Here is a 26,564-nt window from a genome sequence, read left to right as displayed (position 1 = left end):
AATATTTTAAAACAATTGAAAACATCTTCATTTGTAAATTGTCTTAAAAAGCGTCTTGTATTATAGTGTGTTGTATTACAAAATAATAATTAAAATACATGATCTAAATCATGAATTATCAGGATAATTTATCTGGAGTTTATGCACTATGACTGATCACAATATTCCGTATTTCCAAAATGATAATGGATATAAAATAATCGAAATTGGTGTAAAAGAGTTTATGTGTATAGGTGCCACACAACCATTCGATCATCCTCATATTTTTATTGAAATAGGAGCAGCTGATGAAAAAAATTGCCCCTATTGCTCAACACTTTATCGCTATAATCATACACTATCACATGATCAAACAAATCCTACAGGCTGCACATATCATCTCCAAAATTCTTTATAAGATATTTTCTGTTTCTTTGATATGAAACAACTGAAAGATCAATCTCCAATCATCATTGGAGCAGGTATTGCAGGATTAAGCTCTGCCTTAGCACTTGCTCATAAAGGAATTGCAAGTACTATTATTGAAAAGCGTAAACAGCTTGATAGTATTGGTTCTGGTATTCAAATTACTCCAAATGCAACACGCATTCTCGCTCGTTGGGGAGTTCTTAATAATCTCATTAAATTGGGTATTAAACCGCATTTCCTTGAATTAAAAGATGGTATATCTTTGAAAACGCATCTGCATGCTGACCTTATTGATTTATCTGAAAAACGTTGGAAATCTCCTTATATTACAATTCATCGAGCTGATTTACAAAAAGTTTTATACAATGCTATTATTAAAAATCCTCTCATCAAATACAAAATGGGAGAAAAAATTGTATCATCTACTCAATCTGTAACCGACAATATTGAAATAAAAACAATCATAATAGAAGAAAAAACTAGAACCAGACGATATCAATTTTATTCAACACCACTTCTTATTGGATGTGATGGTGTGTGGTCAGCATTACGACAGTTTTCTCCTTTTCATGAAAAAGCTAGTTTTAGCAACTTTATTGCATGGCGAGCAACGAGAGCATTTGAAAGTCTTCCTCTAAATTTTCATTCTTTATTACAAAATATAAAAACAATTACTGCTTGGATAGGACCTAAAAATCATCTTGTTGCTTATCCCATTCAGTCAGAAAAAAAAATTAATTTTGTAGCCATCACTCATGGAGAAAATCCAGGAAAAGAATGGAAAAAAACAGGAAATAAAGAAACACTCAAATCTCTTTTTAATGATTGGAATCCTGAAATTCTTCAAATCTTTAATCATATTGATGAGTGGAGCTATTGGCCACTATTTCAAATGAAATATAATCGTTTTTTAGGTCTACAACAGCAAGTATTCGTGGGTGATTGTGCACATGCATTTTTGCCCTTCGCAGCACAAGGTGCCGCTATGGCAATAGAGGATGCTGCTACATTAGCAGAAATCCTCTCTCTGAATAATCTCTCACTTACTGAAGCTACTACACTTTATGAAAAAATACGCAGACCGCGGGTTACAGCTGTAAAAAAACGTGGAGATTTTAATAGATTTGTCTATCATGCAACTGGGCCTATAGCAATTGCTCGTAATTTATTTATGAAAACCCATACAGCAGAAAATATTATGTCTCGTCTTGATTGGCTATATACTTATGATGCCATGAACCTGAAAAAAATGATAATATAAAGTATGTAATAGAAAGTCTACACAAGTTATAGTGAGATCGCTTTGAGTAACCAAAATTACTAACCTCTTTTCATTTTTAACTCAACTCGACATCTACAATACCCGGAAGAGCTTTCATAGCATTGACTACGCGTGAATCGACTTTATACTTTTTGGGAAGGGCTATCTCAACTTCTCGAACTCCATTCTCTTGTATCAGTATAATTGCTACCTCTCCATTGCCTTTAGAATCTAAATTTTGCTCAATTTGTGGAAGCATATCTGTTGTTTTTATGAAAAGACGCATCATTTTATGATGTTGCAGTGACTGTTCTTCTAAGGATTGAATTGTTTCAATACGTAAACTAATTCCCTCAGAACGATCCTCTGCAATAACTGTAATGATAAAAGACTTTCCAGGCTCCAGCATATCTCCATATACAGAAAGTCCTTCAGAAAATATAACTGCTTCATACTGCCCACTTATATCAGAAAACTGAATAACTCCCATTTTTTTACCAGATCTTGTTTTGCGAATTTTTTTTGCTACAATAGTTCCAGCAAGACGGGCAACGGTTGCTCCTCCTTTAACTGAAGCAGAAAAATTGTTCCAAGTCTGAACACGTTTTTTAATAAGAACATCTTGATACTCAATCAAAGGATGAGCAGAAAAATAAAAGCCTATTGCCTGAAATTCATAATGGAGTTTCTCAGCTGGAGACCAAGGAGAAGCTTTAGATAAAATCAAAGGCTCTTTTAATCCACCTATCATGCCAAATATATCAATTTGGCCGCTGGAATTATTATCAAGAATACGAAGAGCACGTGCATTAAGAGTTAAAAGGCTTGCCAATAGAACTTCACGTGCAACATTAAAACAATCAAAAGCACCAGCATAAATCAAACTTTCCATAGCACGCTTGTTCACAATACGAGGATCAACACGTTCACAGAAATCTTCCAAATCCCTAAAAGGCTTGTCTCCACGACAAGCCACAATATGATCAACAACTACATCTCCTACTCCTTTAACGGCAGAAAGGGAATAATAAATACAATTCTCACCAACTTCAAAAATGCGGTGTGATGTTTGCACACAAGGCGCAATAACCTCAATTCCTAATCTTAATGCCTCACGTCGAAAATCATTTAGCTTATCCGTATTTGTCATATCATATGTCATAGATGCTGCCAAAAACTCTACAGGATGGTGTGCTTTCATATAAGCTGTATGATAAGAAACAATTGCGTAAGCAGTAGCATGCGACTTATTAAAACCGTAATCTGCAAATTTCGCTAAAAGATCAAAGATAACATTAGCTTGATCCTTATCAATACCACCATCAACAGCCCCACTTACAAAACGTGTACGTTGTTCTTGCATTTCCTTATGGATTTTTTTACCCATAGCCCTACGCAATAAATCTGCTTCTCCAAGTGAATAACCAGCAAGCACTTGAGCAATCTGCATCACTTGTTCTTGATAAACAATAACACCTTGCGTTTCCTTAACCAAATGGTCTATTTTAGGATGAATAGAGGCAATTTCTTCTTCTTTATGCTTACGTGTATTATATATCGGAATATTTTCCATCGGACCAGGACGATAAAGTGCTAAAAGCGCAATAATATCTTCAATGCAATCTGGTCTCATTCCGATAAGTGCTTTACGCATACCGGTACTTTCAACTTGAAACACGCCAACAGTCTCACCACGTGACATCATAGCGTAGGTCACTTCATCATTAAGGGGAATATGCGATAAATCTACTTTTGTACCTTTTCGTCTAACAAAATCCACAGCCATTTTTAAAACAGTAAGCGTTTTTAAACCTAGAAAATCAAATTTTACCAACCCAGACTGTTCAACATATTTCATGTTAAATTGAGTTACAGGCATATCAGAGCGTGGATCACGATACATCGGCACAAGCTCTGATAATGAACGATCACCGATAACAATTCCTGCAGCGTGAGTGGAGGCATGACGATAGAGTCCTTCTAGTTGAAGCGCTATATCCAACATACGCCCAATAACAGGATCCTTTTTCTTTTCTTCTTCAAATTTTGGTTCATCGATAATAGCTTGTGCTAACTCAACATTACTACCAGGAGTAGCTGGAACTAATTTTGTAAGATAGTCTACCTGACGATAAGGTACTTCTAAAACACGACCAACATCACGCAATACTGCACGTGCTTGCAATTTACCAAATGTAATGATCTGTGCTACTTGATCAAAGCCATATTTTTTCTGAACATAACGAATAACCTCTTCGCGTCGTTCTTGACAAAAATCAATATCAAAATCTGGCATAGAAACACGATCTGGATTAAGAAAACGTTCAAATAAAAGAGAAAAGCGCAAAGGATCAACATCGGTAATAGTCAACGCATAAGCAACGAGCGAGCCAGCACCAGAACCACGCCCTGGACCGACGGGAATATCTTGAGCTTTTGCCCATTTGATAAAATCCGAAACAATGAGAAAATAACCAGAAAATTGCATCCGTGTAATAATTGAAATTTCATAATTAAGCCGCTGCTCATAATCTGCGATTGTATAACCTTCTGCCAAACCAATTGTCTCAAGACGCATTTTTAAACCTGCTGCAGCCTGATTTAATAACTCTTTAGCTTCTGCTTCTAAAATACAAGATATATCTGCAGATTTCTCTATAAAGCGGGGCAAAATTGGTTTTCTAATTGGTGCATAAGCATGACAACGTAAAGCAATTTCAACGCTATTTTCCAAAGCTTCTGGAAGATCAGAAAACAATGAAATCATTTCATCTTGCGACTTTAAATAATGATCTGGTGTCACACGTTTACGATCTGGGTTAGAGACAACTTGTCCTTCCGCAACTGCCATAAGTGCATCATGAGCAGCATATCCTTCTTTATTGAGAAAAAACGCTTCATTAGTAGCAACAAGAGGAATCTCATAGTTATAAGCTAATTCAACGAGAGCTGCTTCTACCTTCTTATCATAAGAACCATGTCTTTGTAATTCAACATAAAGACGATCACCAAAGATTTTCTTCAAATAAGTTAAACGCTCAACAGCTCGTTCTTTTCTATCTTCAGCCAAAGCCGAATTAATCGGACCACTTCGGCCACCAGTTAAAGCTATAATTCCTTCATGATGAGTCAAGAGCAAATTAGCTTTAATGTGAGGAAGATCAGTATCATTCTTATCAAGATACGCGCGACTAACAAGTCGAACCAAATGTGCATAACCTGTTTCACTAGCAGCAAATAATACGATGGAAGAATAATCAGAAGGATGGCGCAATTTAGCTAAAGACGAGTTACAATTTTCATCACCAAAATCAATAGCAAGCTGACAACCAATAATAGGTTGAATACCATCAGCAAAACAGTATTGTGAAAATTCTAAAGCACCAAATAAATTATTTGTATCCGTAATAGCTATAGCAGGCATATGATCAGAAATTGCGTGCTGAATGATTTGCTTGATCTTTAAAGCACCCTCAAGAAGTGAGTAAGCCGAATGTACCCTCAAATGAATAAAACGAGGGAGAGAATCTTTATTATTTAGTGTTTTTCTTTTTTTTCCTGACACTTGCACTATTTCCCTAAAAATAGATGCCAAATTGCAATTTTTATTCTTTTAAAGAACTACTTTTGATTCATACCAAAGCTACAATTCTAGCATTCTAGAATGTCTAGAAGACGTATTAATTTCATTGATATCCATAAATCACTATAGCTATAATAAAAAACTCATATAAACATAAAGTAGAGTATCATATAAAATGACTAATGTTCATTATCTTTTTATCATGTTCTTATTTTCTTCATTATCAGACTATTTAATTTTATGATCGAAGTCGAAAACAATAATACAACTAACTTCTCATACATTGCGTAATTTATATTAAAAAAATTTTTTCTAAATACTAGAAAATAAACAAAGAGAGCTAAATTTTCGTATGCGTCCAAGCCTTCTGAATCCACTCTTTACCTCTATTAACACCCTTGCAGGAATTAATATAAAAATATGTTCTTTAATTGCCAAAGTTTTAAATATCAATCTTATTCAACGTGAACCCACTCTTATTGATATTCTCCGATTGATGCCTCATTCTGTTATAGACCGTAGAAAACAACCCGGCATTGCTTTCGCACAAGAAGGAGATATTGTTACTCTTGATATTACTATCGATCAACATATACCACCAACGAATCATACCCGATCGCCTTACCATGTCATCGGTCATGATCAAACAGGTACAATAAATTTAATATTTTTTCATGCTCAACGCTCTTGGCTAGAAAAGCAATTGCCAGAAGGAAAAAAAGTAATCGTATCAGGTAAAGTAGAGCGGTTTAAAGGACAGCTCTCAATGATTCATCCTGATCATATAGTTTTTCATGAACAATTAAATCAAATTCCATTCATTGAACCAGTCTATCCCTCTACTGCCGGGCTCTCTACAAAAACATTAAGACGCGTAATGCAAAAAGCTCTCGAACATATTCCTCCCTTACCAGAATGGATAGAGGAAAGTGTAAAAAAGGAGCACAATTTTTCTTCTTTTTCTGTTGCTTTACGACGTATTCATGCCCCTATTAATCCTGATGATCTCAGTTTAGAAAGTGCAGCGCGTAAGCGCCTTGCCTATGATGAATTTTTTGCGAGTCAAATAGCTCTTGGTCTTGTGCGCTTAGAAACTAAATCACTTTCAGGGACTTCCCGTCCACCAACAGGTGCTTATACTAAAAAACTACTTGAAATCCTGCCTTTCCAGCTTACAAATGGACAAATAAAAGCAATAAAAGATATTGAAAGTGACTTAGCCTCACCTGAACCCATGTTAAGGCTTCTTCAAGGCGATGTAGGAACAGGAAAAACTATAGTTGCACTGATGGCAATAGCTCAAATTGCCGAAAATGGAGGGCAATCAGCCTTAATGGTTCCAACAGAAGTCCTTGCTCGACAACACTTTGCTACAATCACTCCTTTTGCTGAAAAAATCGGTTTACAAACAACTCTATTAACCGGACGAGAAAAAGGGAAAGTGCGCGCAAATATCCTTGATGCTATTTTATCAGGAGAAACTTCTATCATTATTGGTACCCACGCTCTGATACAGGAAAATGTTACCTATAATAATCTTGCCTTAACTATTATTGATGAGCAGCATCGTTTTGGTGTACATCAACGTCTTACCCTTACAGTAAAAGGCAATAAACCTGACATGCTTGTTATGACAGCGACCCCTATTCCACGTACGTTGGTACTAACATCTTATGGTGATATGGACGTATCAAAAATTACAGACAAACCAATTGGACGGCAACCCATTACAACCGCCACAATTCCTTCAGAACGGATCAATGAACTTATAGAACGAATTGCTACTGCGTTACAAAAAAAAGAAAAAATTTATTGGATCTGTCCTATTGTAGAAGAATCTATAGCTCTCGAGCTTACTTCCATTGAAAGTCGTTTTGCGAGCTTACAAAAACAGTTTGGTGCTCGCGTCGGTATGATACATGGAAAGATGTCTACTAATGAAAAAGAAGCAGTAATGACATCTTTTAAAAATGCAAATATATGTATTTTGGTTGCAACTACAGTCATTGAAGTGGGAGTGGATATTCCTGATGCTTCAATCATTATTATAGAACATGCAGAACATTTCGGCCTTGCACAACTGCACCAATTACGTGGACGTGTTGGACGAGGAGATAAAAAATCCTCCTGTATTCTAATATACAAAGGCCCTCTCACCAAAACAGCTGAAGCACGTCTTAATATCATGCGAAATACAGAAGATGGTTTTAAAATTGCTGAAGAGGATTTGCGTTTACGGGGTGAAGGCGAACTTTTAGGAACACGACAATCCGGTATGCCTGAATTCTATATAGCAAACCTTGCAGTACATAGTGATCTTCTACTTATAGCAAAGAAGAATGCGCATTTATTTTTAAAACGCGATCCTAATCTTTCTTCAGAACAAGGACAAGCTGTACGATTGCTTCTGTATCTTTTTGGACGTGATGATGCGGTTCAGCTATTATGTGCAGGTTAATTTTTTAAAATAATTTTTTCAATAAAATCACCAAAAATCAGTTCTTAAAAAAGATTCTAATATACCCAATAAGCAAAAATATTCTGTGATGATATATCTAAAAGTAGTTTCAATAAAATAAAACGTTTTTTATATCTATTGTAGATGCTCTTTTATAATTTTTATAGTTCTTTAAAATTAAGTCATTTTTTACTCGACAGTCACTGATTTTGCCAAATTACGTGGTTGATCAACATCTGTTCCCAATAAAACAGCTGTATGATAAGCAATTAACTGAATAGGCAAAGCATAAATAATAGGAGCAATAAATTCTGGAACATCTGGTAAAATAATAGTTGATGAAGAATTAAAATGAGTTGCAGCTTCTCCCTTTTTATCCGTTATCAAAATAATACGTCCATTGCGTGCAGCCACTTCTTGCATATTAGAAAATGTTTTTTCAAACCATCTATCATAAGGTGCAACAATAATAACTGGTATTTTTTCATCAATTAGTGCAATCGGCCCATGTTTTAATTCACCAGCAGCATAACCTTCAGCATGAATATAAGAAAGCTCTTTCAGTTTGAGTGCTCCCTCTAAAGCAATTGGATAAGAAACGCCTCGCCCAAGATAAAGTACACTTTTTGCATTTACTAAACTACGACATAATTGTTCAATTTTTTCATCCAGCTTTAAAACCTCATTGAAAATCCGAGGTACTTCTGCTAATTGCTGAACTAATTGTTGTTCCGTTTTTTTTGAAAGATATCCACGCTGCTTAGCTGCACTAAGCGCCATCGCAGCAAGGGTGGATAATTGACAAGTAAAAGCTTTTGTTGAAGCAACACCAATTTCTGGACCTGCGAATGTCGGTAAAACAAAATCAGCTTCTCTTGCCATCGTTGACTGCATAACATTCACAACTGTTGCTGTTTTTACACCAATATTTCGGCAGTAGCGTAAAGATGCCAACGTATCAGCTGTTTCACCAGACTGAGAAACAAACACCGATAACACATCAGGTGTTATCGGTGGTTCACGATAACGGAATTCAGAGGCTACATCATTATCAATACTTAAAGCAGAAAAATTCTCAAACCAATAACGCGCAACTAAAGTTGAATAATAAGCTGTTCCACAACTAGCGAATAATATTCTATTAATATTCCTCCAATCAATCAAATTTTCAAACACAGTGTATTTTCTCAAATCAAAATAATGCGCCAAATTATGTGAGACAACTTCAGGCTGCTCAAACATTTCTTTACGCATAAAATGACGATGATGACCTTTGGAAACAAGCAAAGATCCTTCAAATAATTTTGTAATAGGACGTTTTATCAGCTGATTATCCGTATCATAAATTTTTATTCCTTCACGCCTGATAATTGCACAATCTCCATCTTCCATATAGCTTATACGATTTGTAAATGGAGCTAAAGCAATTGCATCTGATCCTACAAAAAACTCATCTCTACCATAACCAATCACTAAAGGTGGACCGGACCGAACAGCAATCATAAGATTGTTTTCACCTTCAAAAATAAGAGCAAGAGCAAAAGCACCCTGCAATTTTTTCCAACTTGTTTGCGTTGCTTCCTGTGGAGAAAGACCGTTTTTTAATTCACGCGTAATCAAATGAGCAATAACTTCCGTATCAGTCTCTGTTTCGAAGGTATAACCATCCTCAACGAGTTCCTTTTGTAGTTCTACAAAATTTTCAATAATACCATTATGAACAACCGCAAGTCGCTCAGTCATATGAGGATGAGCATTTCTTTCCACTGCAATTCCATGTGTAGCCCAGCGGGTATGACCAATCCCTAAATTGCCTCCTAAAGGTGTTTTTCTTAACCTTTCTTCTAAATGAACTAATTTACCTTCAGCGCGAACACGATGAAGACGCCCATTATGCACTGTTGCTAAACCAGACGAATCATATCCTCTATATTCAAGACGCTTCAAACCATCAATCAAATGGGATGCAACAGATTTATTTCCAAGAATTCCAATAATTCCACACATTAAAAAGCTCCAATTTACACCCCAAATTTATAATAAACACTATAAAATAATTAAATGATCTTCATTTTAGATTTTAAGCGGCGATATAAATTGATATGGCATGATCATAACTAAGAACAAGCCTCTACACAATTATTAAACCACTATTAAAACTAAGAGATAAATAAAATAATTAATTTTTTTGTTTATTTGCTGATAAACGCTCACGTAATTTTTCTGCACGATCTTTTTTTATCACTTGCCGCGCACGTCCCAAAGCCATACTATCGGCAGGAACATTTTCAGTGATAACACTCCCTGAAGCGATATAAGCTCTTTCCCCTATGATCAAAGGAGAGACAAGTGCTGAATTAGAACCAATAAAAGTATTATCGCCAATCACAATTTTATGTTTGTTAAAACCATCATAATTGCAAGTAATTGTACCAGCTCCAATATTAGTATGCATCCCAATCTCCGCATCACCAATATAACTCAAATGATTAATCTTAGAAAATTCTCCTATTTTTGCTTGCTTAATTTCACAAAAATTTCCAATCTTAACTGATCGTTCTAATTCTGTTCCAGGTCGTAAACGTGTATAAGGCCCAATCTGTGCATCGATACCAATCACAACACCTTCTAAATAACTAAATGAATGAATAACTGCACCAGATCGCACCTTTACTCCTGGTCCAAAATAAACATTTGGCTCAATTACAACGTCTGATTCAACTTCTGTGTCATAAGAGAAATAAACACTTTCTGGTTTTAGTATTCTAACACCAGATAACATAAGATCGCGTGCTTTACGTTTTTGCCATAAAACATCAACCTCAAAAAGCTCAAAACAATTATTAATTCCTACCACATTATCAAAAGGCACTTCAACAACCTGAATATTTAAACCCTCACAAGCCGCAATAGAAACAATATCCGTCAGATAATATTCTTTTTTCAAATTATCATTATCAATTTTATCTAAAAGAAAAAGAGCATACTTGCCATTAATGGCCATTATTCCACCATTACAAAAAGAAATTTTTTTCTCTTCATCACTCGCATCTTTTTCTTCTACAATCGCAATAATATTACCATCTTTATTGAGAAGACGACCATAACCAGTTGGATTAGAGGTATAAAAACCAGTGATAACAACATCTGCTCCCTTAGCAAGTTTTTCACGAATTTTAACCAATGTATCTTGCTCAATTAAAGGAGTATCTCCAAAAACAATGAGAATATCATCGGCTCCTTGTTGCAAAGCAAATCGAGCAGCTAACACAGCATGAGCAGTACCTAAACGCTCTTTTTGTTCAAAAATCATTGCATTTCTTACAAATGATTTTACAACCTTAGTAACAGCTTCTGCACCAAATCCTACAACCACCGCTAATTGTGTAAAATTTAATAGTTCTATTTGTTTTATCACGTGACACACAAGTGGCAATCCAGCTACTTTATGAAGCACCTTAGGAAGAGACGATTTCATACGCGTCCCCTCACCTGCTGCAAGAACAATAGAAAGACAACTTCTAACCATAAAAGCACATAAAATTAATGAAAAAATCTAAATAAAATTACAATATCATGCCAAATCATGCCAACTAATAGTTTCAATATTACTCAATAAAGGATAATTTTCTAAAAGCCAAAATGACAAGTTTTGCATAGAACCTGTCAAAAATAAAATACCTGTAATAATTAGAAAAATACCTATAATTTTTTCAACTTTTCCTAAATGAATACGAAAAAACCCTAAAAAACCCATGAAACTACTTGAAAATAATGCAGCTAACAGAAAAGGCACTCCAAGACCTAATGCATAAACCCCCAAAAGCATAGCTCCCTCCCTTACAGTTTCTTTCGTTCCTGCAAGCGTTATAATAGGGCCCAAAATTGGACCAATACATGGTGTCCAACCAAACGCAAAAGCTAAACCAATAATATAAGCTCCTAAAGGTCCAGCAGGTGTTTTTCTTGTTTGAAAACGTACCTCACGCATTAATAAAGCAATCTTAACAACACCTAAAAAATTTAAACCAAAAATAATAATGATAATTCCAGAAATAATAGCGAACCAATCGCGATAATAACCGATGAATTTTCCAAGCGCACTTGCACTTGCACCCAATATAACAAAAACAGTTGTAAATCCAAGTACGAAAGCAATAACAGAAGACAAAAGTACTAAACGTATCGATGTTCTTCTATCTCGTTTTTCTGACTGAAAATCGTCAATGCTAACACCTGCCATATAGCACAAATAAGGAGGAACTAATGGCAAAACACATGGTGATAAAAAAGACAATGCACCAGCAAAAAATACATTAAATATTGAAAATTCTACACCCAAAACTTTAAATATCCCTTTAATAATTACAGTTTACATTCAAAATAATAAATCAATTCATTAAATCATCAAATTGCTGTATATTTTGTGAATTTGCTATAACATTCACATCTTTATCATGGCCAGAAACTACCGAAAAAACCTTTTGATAAATTTTGTCTTTATTTTTAGCGATAGCAATATAATCACCCTCCACTAACACAAGCAAAACATAAGCACCAACTGTTTCATAAATGATATCACCAGAATCATTTGTGATAGACCAACTTGTATCTGCTAACGCTTCTCCTCCCTCTTGACGTACCAACTTTAAGATGATTTGAGCAGCTTGATGCTCAAGAGTCACTTCAGTAATTTTACCAGCCTCTACTTGAATATCTGAGCGTATAATGGCATTAACTGAACCATACTGAGAAACAACGTGATAATGACCAGCTTTTAAGCGTACAACTGATTGTGGTTTAATATTTGCTAGAATTACACCCGTATCATCATTTTCTTTTTCATCTTCATATATAGTAAAACGCAATTCTTTTTCATTAATTATACCATTAAATAATGTACTATTGAAAACAACACCGCCAGCATCAAGATTAAAGTTTTTAACAAGATGTTGCCCATTTTCTAAGCTGACATGTTGCACAGTACTTGCATGACCAAATGAAACATGGACAATATAGCTCCCTGGTTTTAAATCAAAACGCGCAGTACCACCTTTATAAATTGCAATCAATAGCAACTTATTGTCATCACCTAAAATAGGTGCATAAACACGCCACACTAACCCACTCATAATATTTTCACTATTATTTGTTAGTTGAGCATTTAATATAAGCTGCGAAAAATATGAAATTTCCTTTTTACGATCGTGAGAATCTATAATGGAAGTAGTTAATTGTTCTCGTTGATTCCTTTGAAATTTTCCTTCTTCAGAAAATGTAAAACTACTCCAAATCGATAAGATACATGTTATTATCAGCCACAAAATCTGATATGATTTTTTTATAAAAATTCTCATTTCTATATTGTTGATCAAATCAATAATCTTTTCAAGGAGTAATATAGAAAAGTAATTATTCTAAATTGAAAAGCTAACGCCACAACCACATGATGACGTAGCATTAGGATTATGAATTTGAAAAGATTGCCCCATAAGATCATCGACAAAATCAATTTCAGCCCCTTTTATGAAAGGAAGAGATATTGAATCAATAAATACCACCGCTCCATCTTTTTCAATAATAAAATCATCTTCTTTACTTTCAGAGACCAAATCATATTTATAAGAAAACCCCGAACATCCACCCCCCTCAACAGAAATACGTAAAGCTATTTTTCCAGGTTGTCCTGCAAGTATCTGAGCAATTTGTTTGGCAGCAAAATCTGAAATACTCACACTCATGTGTTACTAGATCCTTGAATTAATGAACTAAATTTTAAAGAAACAGTATTCAAAATACATAGAATTTTGTTAATAATGACTGATTCTAAATTTAAGGTGAGAATGGATAACTTGCAATGGATATAAATAATATCAATTACAATTATCAATCTCGAGCTTTATATAGCACAAACCCACAAAAAAGTCGTGGTAGATTATTTTATGAGGTAGAAAACACCATACGTACACCCTTTCAACGAGATCGTGATCGTATTATTCATTCTAATGCATTTCGACGTCTTAAACATAAAACCCAGGTTTTTATTGCAAATGAAAGTGATCATTATCGAACACGACTTACTCATTCAATCGAAGTTTCTCAAATTGCACGAACATTAGCTCGTGCATTAAGTCTTGATGAAGATCTTGCAGAAGCTATTGCTCTTGCTCATGATTTTGGGCATACACCTTTTGGCCATGCAGGAGAAGATGCTCTGAATGAAGCAATGGCATCTTATGGTGGTTTTGATCATAACGCACAAGCGTTACGGATTGTTACAAAACTAGAACAACGCTACGCAGATTTTGATGGATTAAATCTTACCTGGGAAACACTTGAAGGACTTGTAAAGCATAATGGTCCTCTTTTAGGTCTTCATTCTAACAATAAAAATATTTCTATTGATATTTTGCAATATAATGCAAAACAGAATCTTGAGCTTAATTGCTTTGCTGGATTAGAAGCGCAATGTGCAGCTATTGCTGATGATATTGCTTACAACGCTCATGATATTGATGATGGTTTACGTTCGCGCTTTTTAAAAATTAATCAGTTCGAGCAAATTTCTTTAACCGCTTCATTATTAAAAGATATCAAAAAAAAATATCCAAAACTTGACGAAACTAGACGCGGATATGAATTGGTACGTAGACAAATAACAGTCATGGTTGAAGATGTTATTGAACAATCACAAAAAAATTTAGCACTCATCAAACCAAAGAGTGTAAATGATATTTATCAAGCGAAGCAAACCATTGTTACTTTTTCCCCAATAATGATTATTCAAGAAAAACAGTTAAAGGACTTTCTCTTTCAAAATCTTTATTATCACGATAAAGTCCTTGCACGTCGTAATACAGCAAAATGCATTGTACAAAAATTATTCAAATGTTATTATGAAAATCCAAACTTATTACCCGAAAATTGGTATATTAAAATAACTGATTTAACTAATCAAGAATTAGCGCGGCTTATTGCTGATTTTTTATCAGGTATGACCGATCATTATGCCTTGCGTGAATATCATCGATTATTTAACCATACTGATGATGTCGATCGACAACTTCGAATACACCATGGAATTTGAACATGAATGTTTTTAAGAATTTCGAAAATAAAATTAAAAAATTAATCGAATTATCTGATATAAAAGAAAAAAATGGAAAAATTTTAGATTTATCAAAAATCGTTGTTGATCCCTCGCGTGATTCTTTGCATGGTGATTTATCAACAAATGCTGCTATGGTACTTGCTAAGCCTGTTGGATTAAATCCACGTGCTCTTGCAGAAAAAATTATAGAGCTTCTCAATAATGATCAATTTGTTGATCACATTGATCATATTGATGTAGCTGGCCCTGGGTTTATTAATATTAAATTCACACAATCATTCTGGCAAGAAGCCTTAAAGACAATGATTGAAAAAGGGGTATCCTATGGCCGCATAGAAATAGGACAAGGGAGAAAAGTCAATATCGAATATGTATCTGCAAATCCAACCGGCCCCATGCACGTTGGTCATTGCCGGGGTGCTGTTATTGGTGATGTTCTTGCTAACTTGCTTCAGTTTACTGGTCATGAAGTTACTAAAGAATATTACATCAATGATGCTGGTGAACAAATAAAAGTACTCGCTCATTCTGTAATGTTGCGTTATCGTGAGGCACTAGGGCAAATAATCAGTGAAATTCCGGAAGGTCTTTATCCAGGTGAATACCTAATACCCTTGGGGCAATCACTTGCCCAAAAATTTGGTGACAAGTTATTAATTATAGATCAAGAAGAGGCTTTATCTATAGTAAAAGAATATTCAATCAATGCTATGATGTCAATGATTCGGAAAGATTTAGCTGCTCTTAATATTTATCATGATGTCTTTTTCTCGGAACGCACGCTTTATGAAAATAATGCGCAAGCCATTCGTAGTACGATTAATGATCTTACTTTAAGTGGTTATATCTATAAAGGCACATTACCACCACCAAAAGGGCAAAATATAGAAGATTGGGAACCGCGCGAGCAGACCTTATTCCGTTCAACCGATATTGGTGACGATCAAGATCGTGTCTTAATTAAATCAGATGGTTCTTATACTTATTTTGCAGCTGATGTTGCTTATTTTCGTGATAAATTTAATCGTTGCTTCGATGAAATGATTTATATTCTAGGCGCAGATCACACTGGTTATGTAAAGCGATTGGAAGCTATAGCAAAGGCAATTTCTGGCAATAAAGCTAAACTAACAGTTTTCTTATGCCAGTTAGTAAAGCTTTTTCGCCGCGGTCAACCAGTACGCATGTCCAAAAGAGCCGGATCATTTGTTACTCTTCGTGATGTTGTAGAAGAAGTCGGTCATGACCCAGTTCGTTTTATGATGCTTTATCGTAAATGTGAAGCACCTATTGATTTTGATTTTACAAAAGTAACAGAACAATCAAAAGATAACCCGATTTTTTATGTACAATATGCAAATGCACGCTGTCACTCAATCTTTCGTCAAGCTCAAGAAAGCTTTCTTACTGAAAATCCTTCAAACGATACAATGATTGCACATCTTGACCAATTAGCAAATGAAAGTGAAATATTATTAATACGCAAACTTGCCGAATATCCGCGTATCATTGAACAAGCCGTCATTCATAAAGAACCGCATCGATTAGCATTTTACCTTCATGATCTTGCGTCACACTTTCATGGGCATTGGAATAAAGGCAATGATAATACTAACTTACGTTTTATTAGACCTGATAATAAAGAATTATCATTAGCTAGACTTGGATTGATTCAAGCTATGATTAATATTTTATCATCGGGACTCACAATTATTGGAGTAAAAGCGCCAACAGAAATGCGTTGAAAAAGTTCTATAAATATATAAAATGAGTATTTTATTTAGAATATTTTTTGTATATTATTATAATTTATAAAGACCCATATTTAATATACAGTAAATTAATTTAGTATACAATTTAAAGTCAGAATTAATAGCTGTACATAAAAATACAAATTATCATGTGAGAAAACCTATGAGCGATAATGATCTCAAAAATCCAGAGGAAGCAAAGCGAGATCATGAGCATTATGATCCTTTGGAAAAGCTTAAGCAGATTTTCAATTCAAATCTAGAAAATGAAAAAAAGAATGCTCAACATGCCCAGTCTTTATTAAAATCAGAACATTCGGTGCCTCAAGTTTCTGAGGATTCCTCTTCATTTAATTTACCTTTTCTAGAAGACATCAATGAAAATAATTTAGGTGGTGAATTACCATTTGATGATAATGAACAATGGAACGCACAATTAAATACTAATAACCAAAATCATATGGATATGGTAAAAAATTTTGCTGTAAATCGTTCAAATCAAAATATTTTTTTTTCTAAAGCAGAATATTCTCCTCATATCAATAGTAATGAAGAAAAATTTTTAAATACACTTTCTCCATTACCTATTCCAAATGCTCAAGCAATAGGAAATAGATCAGATCCTGTTAATATTAGTTCCTCCTCCGAAGAAGGTAATTTTAATCCAAAAATAAGAAATTCTTTTCCTGATGGTTTAGATCCACGAAGCAGTGATATATTTACCGCAGCTCTCCATAAAGAGACCGATCCTCCTTCTCCAGTGAATGTCCAACAAACAGAAGTTTATAGCACGCAGCCAGAGTATAATTATCAGAAAAATACTTATAAGACATCTGTAAACTACTCATATGAAATACCAACTTCTCAACAAAATATTGCCCCTACAAATGAGCATACATTGCTTTCATCTTCTAATAAAACTTCAAATATAAATAGTACTGCAATAAATGAATTAACAAATATTGCATCTACCGTGAATTCATCACAAACTGATAAATTTGTTAATTTAGAAGATTTTTCACAAGAAAAACATATTATTAATGTTCCTGAAAAACAAAATTTAAAACAAGAAAGTAATATTGCAAAAACTTCAGTATATAATAATGCTCAAATTCAATATACTAGAAATGATATCCATAATACTCAAGATATCTCCAAAAATAATGAACAAAAGAAACAATATAACCAAAATGATTTCAATTATACATCCCCTCCACTAGGAACCTTTGATAACGGACAAATGGGTAGTTTTTCTATGGAAAATCTTACACATAGTGATAACTCCCCTCCCAATGTTGACACCTATAAATTTGCAGAGGAGATAGTAGAAAAAACTGAACCAGTTATGGTTTCAGCAGTTTCTTATGAAGAGCCTAAATATGATGTCCCTTTAGAAAAAGAATTTTCTGATGTATTTAGCATAGGTAATACTATAACGGAAAATTTTTCTCAAAAACAAAGAAGTGAAGCTTTTTATCCTGCTAAGCAAAATTTGATGACAGATTTAAACATAAATACTCAGGAAAAAAATACCAACTATTCTTCTACTGAAAATGGAAAACTTTATTCCTCTTCCTTTCCTGAGAATTCACAATATGGATATGCAAATGAAACACCCACTAGTACATTAACGGATTCTTCTCTAAAAAGCTTTACTATTGGAAGACTTCTTACTAAAAGTATTATTTTTCTTATTTTAGCAACAATTGGTCTCGTTAGCTATATTTACTTTTTTATATCATCAGATAGAAACGAAGATCTAAATATTATTCGTGCTGATAATACACCTTTTAAGGTCAAACCAGAAATAACTGAATCTGAAAATAATATTACTCATAATTTAGACATTTATAAACAGATAACTGAAAAAAATACAAAACAGGAAAATACACAGCAGTTTCTTTTTGACAATTCTGAAGCACCCGAAAATTTAACAGAACTAAACAAAAAAGTAACTGAGAGTTCTTCATCTTCTCCCCTTGATGAGGCCTATGTTGAAGATGCAATTGCTGCAGCGCTTAATCATATTATTCCGACACAAGAAGTTAATACTGTTGTTGTAAAATCAGATGGTACAATTGTAAAAACTTCGAATGATCACACAGACGAAAAAACTGTTGCTCAATATGAAATAACTAATAACGTTATACCTGAACAATCTCAAAAGCAGCTATCTGTTTCTTCACAATCATCTGCTACAAAGAAAAATGAAACAGAACAGAGCTTCACAGATCGCGAAAAAACAAAACACACTCTTATAACTGATAGTAGTTATGTCGCCACAGAAAACAATTCTGTCTCTTCTATTAAAGAAAAAATGCGAGATTCATTTATACCTGTTCCTTCACCCTCACATTTGAATTCAAAGGCTCCAATACCTAATTCCTCTAATTTAGATTCTTCAAGACAAACAACAATGCAAAATGGAGAAAGGTACTATGTACAACTTTCGTCTCAACCTACTCCTGAACTAGCACAAAATTCTTTGAGAAAAATAAAATCTAAATTTGGATCTGTTATCGGCTCCCGATCATTAAATATTCAATCTGCTCTTATATCAGGGAAAGGTACTTACTATCGTATCCGAGTTCAAACACAAAATCGTGATGAAGCTGTAAGCCTTTGTGAAGCTATCAGACAATCCGGAGGAAGCTGTTTTATCACAAATTAATAAATATAGTGATAGCCTAAACGGTTATCATTATTTTATTTTTTGTTTCCAAAATACCCCGTTCGTATCAGATTATCTTTTAAATGCCTAGTTTTCTTTACATGTGATAATTGTATCTCTTTATCTAAGATATCTCGTTCTTAAAATGATAAAAGCATATTATTTTTTAAGGTATTGTTTTAAGTATTGTTAGATTTTGTTTTGAACTTGTCGTCATCTGATTTACTCCTGTTGTATTATTGTCAGATATATGTCTTTGTGATTTACTCCAAAAAGCCCCTAAAAATACTGCAATAAGCCAAATAATGAGGAGAGCAAGGACAATAGTAAAAATACTTTTACCAATTGAATCAGACCATTTACAGTTTCTTTGTTCTGCAGCTTTTCGCTCTTCATGTATTGGATGGTTTTTTTCAATCATAGCTAGTCCCCTTTTCTTAGTTTCATTACTTGTTAACATTATTCAATGATAAAAACATTTACAGTATCTCAGAAAACGATTTTCACTTATAAAAGTTCCAAACTCCTCTAAGAATCATAATTAAAATTCTAAAAAAAGAATATCTATTAATAGTCGCTACAATCTAAATCCTGTATTCAAACATTGACACGAAGAAATTGCTAATAATATAATCGAAATATTTTATTATCTTACCAAAATATACAGAAGTAAAACATTGTTTCAGAAGGTTTAATTATGGATTCTCTTAACTTATCGCTTCTGTTTAAAATAGAAAAGCATCCCTTTCCTTTGTCAGATGAAAAGCGTGAAGAAATTTTACAAAACCCTGGTTTTGGTCAATTTTTTACAGACCATATGGTTATTATCAAATGGAATGAAGATAAAAATTGGCATGATGCGGCTATTTCTCAATATAAATCTTTAGAAATTAGTCCAGCAAGTGTTATTTTGCATTATGCGCAGGGAATCTTTGAAGGTTTAAAAGCATATCGTGCAAAAGATGGACGTATTTTATTATTTCGCCCTGATGCCAATGCACAACGTTTTGTGGAATCAGCGAAACGGTTAGCTATGCCTGAATTACCAAAAGATATCTTTTTGGACGCAGTGAAGCAATTAGTAAAAATTGACCAAAAATGGATTTCTGATCACCCGAATGCTAGCCTCTATTTACGCCCTTTTATGTTTGGCAATGACAGTATATTGAAAGTTCATCCTTCTCGAGAGTATATTTTTGTATCATAGCATCTCCAGTTGAATCATATTTTACAGAGCAAGAAAAAACTGTTAGCGTATGGATTGAAACAGACTACAGTCGTGCTGGTCCTGGCGGAACAGGAACTGCGAAATGTGGTGGGAACTACGCAGCAAGCCTAATTGCGCAAAAAAATGCAATTCAAAATGATTGTAGTCAAGTGCTCTTTCTTGATATGGTAGAGCATAAGTGGATTGAAGAGCTTGGTGGAATGAATATTTGCTTTATTATGGCTAATAATACACTTGTAACACCTGAACTTAACAACACTATTCTTGCAGGAATAACTCGTCATTCTGTTTTAAAGTTAGCAAAACAGATGGGTTTAACAATAGAAGAGCGCCCTTATTCTTTTGAAGAACTTAAAGAAGATGTGAAAAATGGTCACCTTAAAGAAGCTTTTGCATGTGGTACTGCTGCTGTTATAACAGCAATCGGTCGTATTAAATATAAAGATGAAGAATATATCATCGGGAATGAAAAATGTGGTGATATTACAGAAAAACTTCGCACACAACTTGTCGATATACAAAAAGGAAATATAGAAGATAAAAACGGGTGGGTACATTGTGTTTATATATCATAATGTGTATATGAAAATAAAACTATCTTTAAATCTATATTTAAGAATTCATAAAAGTTTATTCTCTGAGCAATGTATATTACTCCTAAAAAAGAAATCAGCTAAATTTTGACTGCTTCCTGTGTTGTGTTTTAATATTCCGAATTGTGCCAGTATATGAACGCATCACAAGGCTATTTGTTTGAATATAATCACGAGTAAATTTAACACCAAACAGTATATTGCCATCAGTTACACCCGTTGCAGCAAACAAAACATCGCCCTTGGCCATTTCTTCCATTGTGTAAACCTTATTAGGATTATCAATACCCATCTTAGCAGCACGAGCAATTTGCTCTTCTGTATTAAGTTGTAAGCGTCCTTGCATTTGTCCACCAGTACAACGTAAAGCTGCCGCAGCTAATACACCTTCTGGTGCACCACCAATACCCATATAAATATCAATACCTGTTGTATCTGAATCGGTTGTATGAATAACAGCAGCAACATCTCCATCACCAATTAAACGAATTGATGCACCTGTTTTGCGCACTTCATTAATCAATTCTGTATGACGAGGCCGCTCCATAATACAAACAGTAATTTTATTAGCATCGACTCCTTTAGCCTTTGCAAGAGCATAAATATTATCAGCAGGCTTAGCATCTATATCAACCACCCCCCTTGGATAACCAGGGCCAATAGCAATTTTTTCCATATAAACGTCAGGAGCATAAAGTAAATTCCCTTTTTGGGCAATCGCAATTACGGCAAGTGAATTAGCAAGATTCTTAGCACAAATAGTCGTTCCTTCAAGTGGATCAAGTGCAATGTCAACTGCTACTCCATTTTGAAGTCCTACTTTTTCTCCAATATAAAGCATAGGAGCTTCATCGCGCTCCCCCTCACCAATTACAACTGTACCATCAATAGGTAAACAATTAAGTTCTCGACGCATCGCATCGACAGCAGCTTGATCGGCTGCTTTTTCGTCACCACGTCCTCGCCAACGTGCAGCTGCAACAGCAGCATATTCAGTCACACGTACTAATTCAAGGGTTAAAATACGATCGAGTCCATTTAAGATCTTCTGAGTTGATTGAATCATATAAAAAGTCCTATTGGCTTAGTATTAATAAAACGACGTTAGCATTTTATTCCTAAATATCAATAATACATCATACATCTTTTGCAAAGATGAAAGATCTTCACAAAGGAAAACTATAATACAATTCTCTTTAATGCTCATTAACTAAATCAGAAATCTTTATACAATGCCGCAGTTTGCAAATATTTCATCTGCTTAAATATAAAAAATAAATAAAAAATTTATTGAATTTGCTTTAAAGTAAATATTAAGGGAGATAATTAATTACCGTTTCTCATCTTTTTTCTCAACATGAGATACCGCGCTGCTTATCTTCGTCCAACTTAATTATATAAAATAAACTTATGGCCTATAATTTATTCATTTATTAATTGGCCAATAAATATATATCACCGTTCTGAGTAAATCCTTCTGTCTTTGTTAAATAACATTTTCACTATGCATAAATCCTACAATAATTATAAAACGGTGTTTAAAATTATTTTGCATATTATAAAATACTTGATTTGATCATTTTCATCTATTTTTTATCGGAAACAATACAAGCATAACTATTTTTGTGTATTAAAATTTATTATCTGTTTTTATAAGATATTTTATTATCTGAAGTTATTTTTAAATAGTCTTGGATTATATAATCCTGTGCATGTCCCCAAAAATAATTCAACAAAATGCATTTTTTTAAAAAAAATCACTTATAGGACTTGCGAAGTAAAAAGATCCTCTCTATAAGCCTCATCACTGGTTTGCGCCCATCGTCTAGCGGTTAGGACATCGCCCTTTCACGGCGGAAACAGGGGTTCGATTCCCCTTGGGCGTACCAGTTGCTTTTTCCTTTTACGTAATCTGTTGATTTTATTGATTATTTTGAATAATGAGAAACAGTATAATAAAAGTGAAGGAATATAACTTTATATTTTCTTTCGATAACACATTATAAATCGAGATAGATACAAATATTTTTAATTAATAACTTCACATAAAAAGATACAAGGCCTTACATTTTTAACAGGCTATGCTTATTATTTTCAATTCATGAGTTCTAGTTAGCTGGTATACTTCTTAAGCTTTTTTATTAATTTCTGTAACTTCGTGCACTCTAGTTGTTTATAAAGTTTCTTATTAGGTATTGGATACTCCCAGAGTGTAAGATTAGCTTTGACTTTAATTCACAAGATCTTTGATCTCTTTGTGAAGTTAAATTAGCATTTAAGGCTTTTATCCAATCTTCTTCTGACAAATTAAGAAGATCTTGCACCGCTTGACTAGGCATTTTTACTATTTATTGGTAACGTTCTTGTTTTTTTGACACCCTTGAATAATTTTTTTAGTAGAGTTTACAGTTACTTATATAATCATCGTTTACTATGAGTATAATGAAATAAAGACTATAATCTTTATAGAAGCTGGTATAAGTCTCACCTTCATTTGGTAGTACAATCTTATCTCTGATATCTTCGCCTCCGATATCATTTATATCGATATATTCATTATTGTATGAACTCCTTAAAACACTCACTTTTTCTGGATTGAAAATATCTTCAAAAAGATGGTGCATAGAAATTATATTGCTTAATTCGTTTCTACCGAGTGATAACGCAGCATAACAGGCAAATCATATATGTTTTTCTGTTAACAAATGAAAAGTCACGTCTATACCCTGTAGCTTTAGCCATTTTTTCAAAAATATTTGTTACGCGTGTTCATTTTTAACCCAGAAAGAATAAAAGCATTGATCAAGGTAAATATTGTCAACACAATTAAACATCATTACAGATTTAGAAAACAATATTTTGAACAGTTGTTAGTTCTATTCAATTACGTAAAGATGAACTTTTAGATAATAAATGCCTTGGTAAAAGATGAAGCTTCGATTTTTTGAAATACTTCTCCAGGTTATCCGAAAATTTAGTCGTGATAATAACTAACCTTTGTAAAAGATATCGTGCCAGAAACCAAAAAGCAAACATCGCATCTCTAATACCCGTTTTATGTTATTTTTTATATAAAAAATTTTAGTTTTGCCAATGCATTTCTCTCAATTATCTCACAAGGCTTTATCATTTAATAAAAAAAGATATTGATATAAATGTGTCTATTTCATTCAAAAAAATTGCATATTACTAGTAAGATCTTTGTATTTATTCATGCAAACAAGCTAATATCCTTAAAACTATACAGCTTAGTAATGTTAATAAATAATAGCAAAACGAATAGATCCTATAGCTCCAGTAAATATTTGCTTACCTTCCTGTTGAAATTGTTGGATTGATTGTTCATCAATCATACGACGATCCCACATTGTACCAAACATATTACCTTGTTTCCAATTAACTGATTTTCCAATAAGATTTTCTAAATCTGATTGATTATATATTTCAGCAGTATCATTTTCTAGAGCTTTAAACAAAGCTTGTGTTCCTCCAAGTAATTTCCCTCTTTTCACTAAAGAATGTACAAAATCTTTCAATTGATTATCATTTATTATCAAAGGAACATAAACCTGAAAATGATCTTTTGGAACACCATCATAACCTTGAAATTGTGAAGCATCGACTTCAATCAAACTTCCCCATGAAGAAATGGGATGAGTACCATCAATTAAAGAAGGTAATACTAATGTAAATAGTTTCTCATTATCAGTAAACTCTTGAATATATGATAATGTGCCGTGTAAATTCGAATGAATAATATTTTTACTACTAATACGCACAGATGGGATCTGAACATCACCCTGAAGTATTTCAGTGAAATTTTTCTCTTTATGTGAGCTAGGGTTTTGGTACCCATCAATTTCTGGATTTAACCGAAATGAATCAATAGAAATCATGGTTTTCCCCCATTTAATTATGCACCCCAATTACTATAATTAATATAACACAGATAAAAAAATTTCAAACTAAAAACGAAAAATTGAAAGAACAAACATTTAAAATAAAAGCTTATTTATATATGCAAAAAGCTTTTCGTTGATTGAAATTTAACATTCTTCTACTATTTTTGTTTTTAATTTCCATCATGGATCTTAAAGTATTATAGGAAAAAATGTTATTTATACAAAAAAGGGACTCCTAATGGCAAAGATTAAAGTGGCAAATCCCATTGTTGAAATCGACGGCGATGAAATGACTCGTATTATCTGGAAATATATTAAAGATAAGCTCATTCATCCCTATCTCGATATTGATCTTAAATATTATGATCTTTCCATTGAAAATAGAGAAGCAACCAATGATCAAATAACAATTGATTCTGCTAATGCTATCAAAAAATATGGGGTTGGTGTGAAATGTGCAACCATTACTCCTGATGAAGCACGTGTTAAAGAATTCAATTTAACAAAAATGTGGAAGTCACCAAACGGCACAATTCGCAATATTTTAGGAGGCGTTATTTTTCGTGAACCTATTATCTGCAAAAATATTCCACGTCTTGTTCCAGGTTGGACAAAACCAATTATTGTCGGACGTCATGCTTTTGGTGATCAATATAAAGCAACTGATTTCAAATTTCCAAGTAAAGGAAAATTAAGTATTAAATTTGTTGGTGATGATGGTCAGATTATCGAGTATGATGTCTTTGATGCTCCAAGTGCAGGAGTTGCAATGGCAATGTACAATCTTGATGAATCAATCCGCGATTTTGCCCGTGCATCTTTTCATTACGGACTTCAACGCAATGTTCCTGTCTACCTTTCGACAAAAAATACCATTTTAAAAGCCTATGATGGTCGTTTTAAAGATATCTTTCAGGAAATATTTGACGCGGAATTTAAAGTTGAATTTGAAAATCATAAATTATATTATGAGCATCGCCTCATTGATGACATGGTAGCTTCTGCAATTAAGTGGTCAGGTGGTTACGTTTGGGCATGTAAAAATTATGATGGTGATGTCCAATCAGATATCGTTGCTCAAGGATTTGGTTCTCTTGGTCTGATGACTTCTGTTCTCATGACACCAGATGGTAAAATTGTTGAAGCAGAAGCTGCACATGGTACAGTAACTCGTCATTACCGTCAGCATCAAAGAAATGAAGAAACGTCAACAAATTCTATTGCTTCAATTTTCGCTTGGACACGTGGACTAGCGCATCGTGCTAAGCTTGATAATAATGAAGAATTAAAAAACTTTGCTACTACATTGGAAAGAGTTTGTATTAATACTGTTGAAGAAGGTTTTATGACAAAAGATCTTGCTATTTTAATCGGTCCAGAAAAAAAATGGTTATCTACAACAGGGTTTCTTGAGAAAATTGATGAAAACTTAAAAAAAGAAATGACTCCTAATATCATTTTAAATTCAAAGCCTTTTAAATAAAGAACTTTGAGTTTCTTTCTATAAATCGTTCAAATACAAACGTTTTTATGTTTCATTCTAACAACAAGGCCTATTATATAAAGATACTTTTATTATCTGTGGAGGTATTATTTAT

The 26,564-nt window shown here is 33.6% G+C and carries 16 protein-coding genes, 1 tRNA gene and 1 pseudogene; 9 read left to right on the top strand and 9 right to left on the bottom strand.

Annotation, left to right across the window (positions count from 1 at the left end):
* Positions 1-148 precede the first annotated feature (148 nt).
* Together BJB63x_RS02565 and BJB63x_RS02560 are read left to right on the top strand one after the other, a co-directional pair.
* Positions 149-397 (top strand): zinc-finger domain-containing protein, encoded by a 249-nt coding sequence (locus BJB63x_RS02565; RefSeq protein ID WP_078718880.1) that lies wholly within the window; start codon positions 149-151, stop codon positions 395-397.
* 21 nt (positions 398-418) lie between these two features.
* The gene (locus tag BJB63x_RS02560; RefSeq protein WP_078718879.1) at positions 419-1,669 is read left to right on the top strand and encodes an FAD-binding protein; all 1,251 of its coding nucleotides are present in this window, start codon (positions 419-421) and stop codon (positions 1,667-1,669) included.
* A 76-nt stretch (positions 1,670-1,745) separates the two neighbouring features.
* Here BJB63x_RS02560 and dnaE read toward each other — a convergent pair whose 3' ends face one another.
* A complete protein-coding gene (dnaE, locus tag BJB63x_RS02555; protein ID WP_078719524.1) occupies positions 1,746-5,234 on the bottom strand; it encodes a DNA polymerase III subunit alpha in 3,489 nt (1,162 codons plus the stop codon).
* A gap of 370 nt (positions 5,235-5,604) precedes the next feature.
* Here dnaE and recG point away from each other — a divergent pair, with 370 nt between their 5' ends.
* Positions 5,605-7,710, top strand: a complete 2,106-nt coding sequence (recG, locus tag BJB63x_RS02550; protein WP_078719633.1) for an ATP-dependent DNA helicase RecG — start codon at positions 5,605-5,607, stop codon at positions 7,708-7,710.
* A 189-nt stretch (positions 7,711-7,899) separates the two neighbouring features.
* Here recG and glmS read toward each other — a convergent pair whose 3' ends face one another.
* From glmS to BJB63x_RS02525, 5 genes are all read right to left on the bottom strand, one after another.
* Positions 7,900-9,717, bottom strand: coding sequence for a glutamine--fructose-6-phosphate transaminase (isomerizing) (gene glmS, locus BJB63x_RS02545; RefSeq protein WP_078718878.1), 1,818 nt, complete (start codon positions 9,715-9,717; stop codon positions 7,900-7,902).
* A 172-nt stretch (positions 9,718-9,889) separates the two neighbouring features.
* Positions 9,890-11,239 carry a bifunctional UDP-N-acetylglucosamine diphosphorylase/glucosamine-1-phosphate N-acetyltransferase GlmU gene (glmU, locus tag BJB63x_RS02540; protein ID WP_078718877.1) on the bottom strand — a complete coding sequence of 450 codons (1,350 nt, stop codon included), beginning with the start codon at positions 11,237-11,239 and terminating at the stop codon, positions 9,890-9,892.
* A gap of 45 nt (positions 11,240-11,284) precedes the next feature.
* A complete protein-coding gene (locus tag BJB63x_RS02535; RefSeq protein ID WP_078718876.1) occupies positions 11,285-12,052 on the bottom strand; it encodes a cytochrome c biogenesis CcdA family protein in 768 nt (255 codons plus the stop codon).
* A 49-nt stretch (positions 12,053-12,101) separates the two neighbouring features.
* Positions 12,102-13,067 (bottom strand): hypothetical protein, encoded by a 966-nt coding sequence (locus tag BJB63x_RS02530; protein WP_078718875.1) that lies wholly within the window; start codon positions 13,065-13,067, stop codon positions 12,102-12,104.
* 60 nt (positions 13,068-13,127) lie between these two features.
* Positions 13,128-13,451 (bottom strand): HesB/IscA family protein, encoded by a 324-nt coding sequence (locus BJB63x_RS02525; protein ID WP_078718874.1) that lies wholly within the window; start codon positions 13,449-13,451, stop codon positions 13,128-13,130.
* A 116-nt stretch (positions 13,452-13,567) separates the two neighbouring features.
* Here BJB63x_RS02525 and BJB63x_RS02520 point away from each other — a divergent pair, with 116 nt between their 5' ends.
* From BJB63x_RS02520 to BJB63x_RS02510, 3 genes are all read left to right on the top strand, one after another.
* Entirely contained in the window at positions 13,568-14,797 is a 1,230-nt protein-coding gene (locus BJB63x_RS02520) for a deoxyguanosinetriphosphate triphosphohydrolase (protein ID WP_078718873.1), read from the top strand.
* A 2-nt stretch (positions 14,798-14,799) separates the two neighbouring features.
* Positions 14,800-16,566 (top strand): arginine--tRNA ligase, encoded by a 1,767-nt coding sequence (gene argS / locus BJB63x_RS02515; protein ID WP_078718872.1) that lies wholly within the window; start codon positions 14,800-14,802, stop codon positions 16,564-16,566.
* A 169-nt stretch (positions 16,567-16,735) separates the two neighbouring features.
* Positions 16,736-19,243 carry an SPOR domain-containing protein gene (locus BJB63x_RS02510; RefSeq protein WP_078718871.1) on the top strand — a complete coding sequence of 836 codons (2,508 nt, stop codon included), beginning with the start codon at positions 16,736-16,738 and terminating at the stop codon, positions 19,241-19,243.
* A gap of 166 nt (positions 19,244-19,409) precedes the next feature.
* Here the strand turns inward: BJB63x_RS02510 and BJB63x_RS02505 are convergent, their stop codons facing one another.
* Positions 19,410-19,664 (bottom strand): hypothetical protein, encoded by a 255-nt coding sequence (locus tag BJB63x_RS02505; protein ID WP_078718870.1) that lies wholly within the window; start codon positions 19,662-19,664, stop codon positions 19,410-19,412.
* Positions 19,665-19,940: 276 nt separating this feature from the next.
* On the opposite strand from BJB63x_RS02505, the pseudogene BJB63x_RS02500 reads away from it, so the two are divergent.
* Positions 19,941-21,046 (top strand): annotated as a pseudogene (locus BJB63x_RS02500) (branched-chain amino acid aminotransferase).
* Between the two features lie 94 nt (positions 21,047-21,140).
* On the opposite strand, the gene glpX reads toward BJB63x_RS02500, so the two are convergent.
* The gene (glpX, locus tag BJB63x_RS02495; RefSeq protein ID WP_078719523.1) at positions 21,141-22,127 is read right to left on the bottom strand and encodes a class II fructose-bisphosphatase; all 987 of its coding nucleotides are present in this window, start codon (positions 22,125-22,127) and stop codon (positions 21,141-21,143) included.
* Between the two features lie 751 nt (positions 22,128-22,878).
* Between glpX and BJB63x_RS02490 the strand changes: the two genes are divergently transcribed.
* A tRNA-Glu gene (locus tag BJB63x_RS02490) sits at positions 22,879-22,953 on the top strand.
* Between the two features lie 1,368 nt (positions 22,954-24,321).
* Here the strand turns inward: BJB63x_RS02490 and BJB63x_RS02480 are convergent.
* Positions 24,322-24,960, bottom strand: coding sequence for a hypothetical protein (locus tag BJB63x_RS02480; protein ID WP_078718868.1), 639 nt, complete (start codon positions 24,958-24,960; stop codon positions 24,322-24,324).
* A 244-nt stretch (positions 24,961-25,204) separates the two neighbouring features.
* Here BJB63x_RS02480 and BJB63x_RS02475 point away from each other — a divergent pair, with 244 nt between their 5' ends.
* Positions 25,205-26,449 carry an NADP-dependent isocitrate dehydrogenase gene (locus BJB63x_RS02475; protein ID WP_078718867.1) on the top strand — a complete coding sequence of 415 codons (1,245 nt, stop codon included), beginning with the start codon at positions 25,205-25,207 and terminating at the stop codon, positions 26,447-26,449.
* The last annotated feature ends 115 nt before the right edge of the window (positions 26,450-26,564 follow it).

It is taken from the genome of Bartonella sp. JB63 (genome assembly GCF_002022665.1).
Classification (GTDB): domain Bacteria; phylum Pseudomonadota; class Alphaproteobacteria; order Rhizobiales; family Rhizobiaceae; genus Bartonella.
The sequence above is the reverse complement of the archived record's forward strand: the minus strand, read 5'-3'. Positions and strand labels throughout refer to the sequence as shown.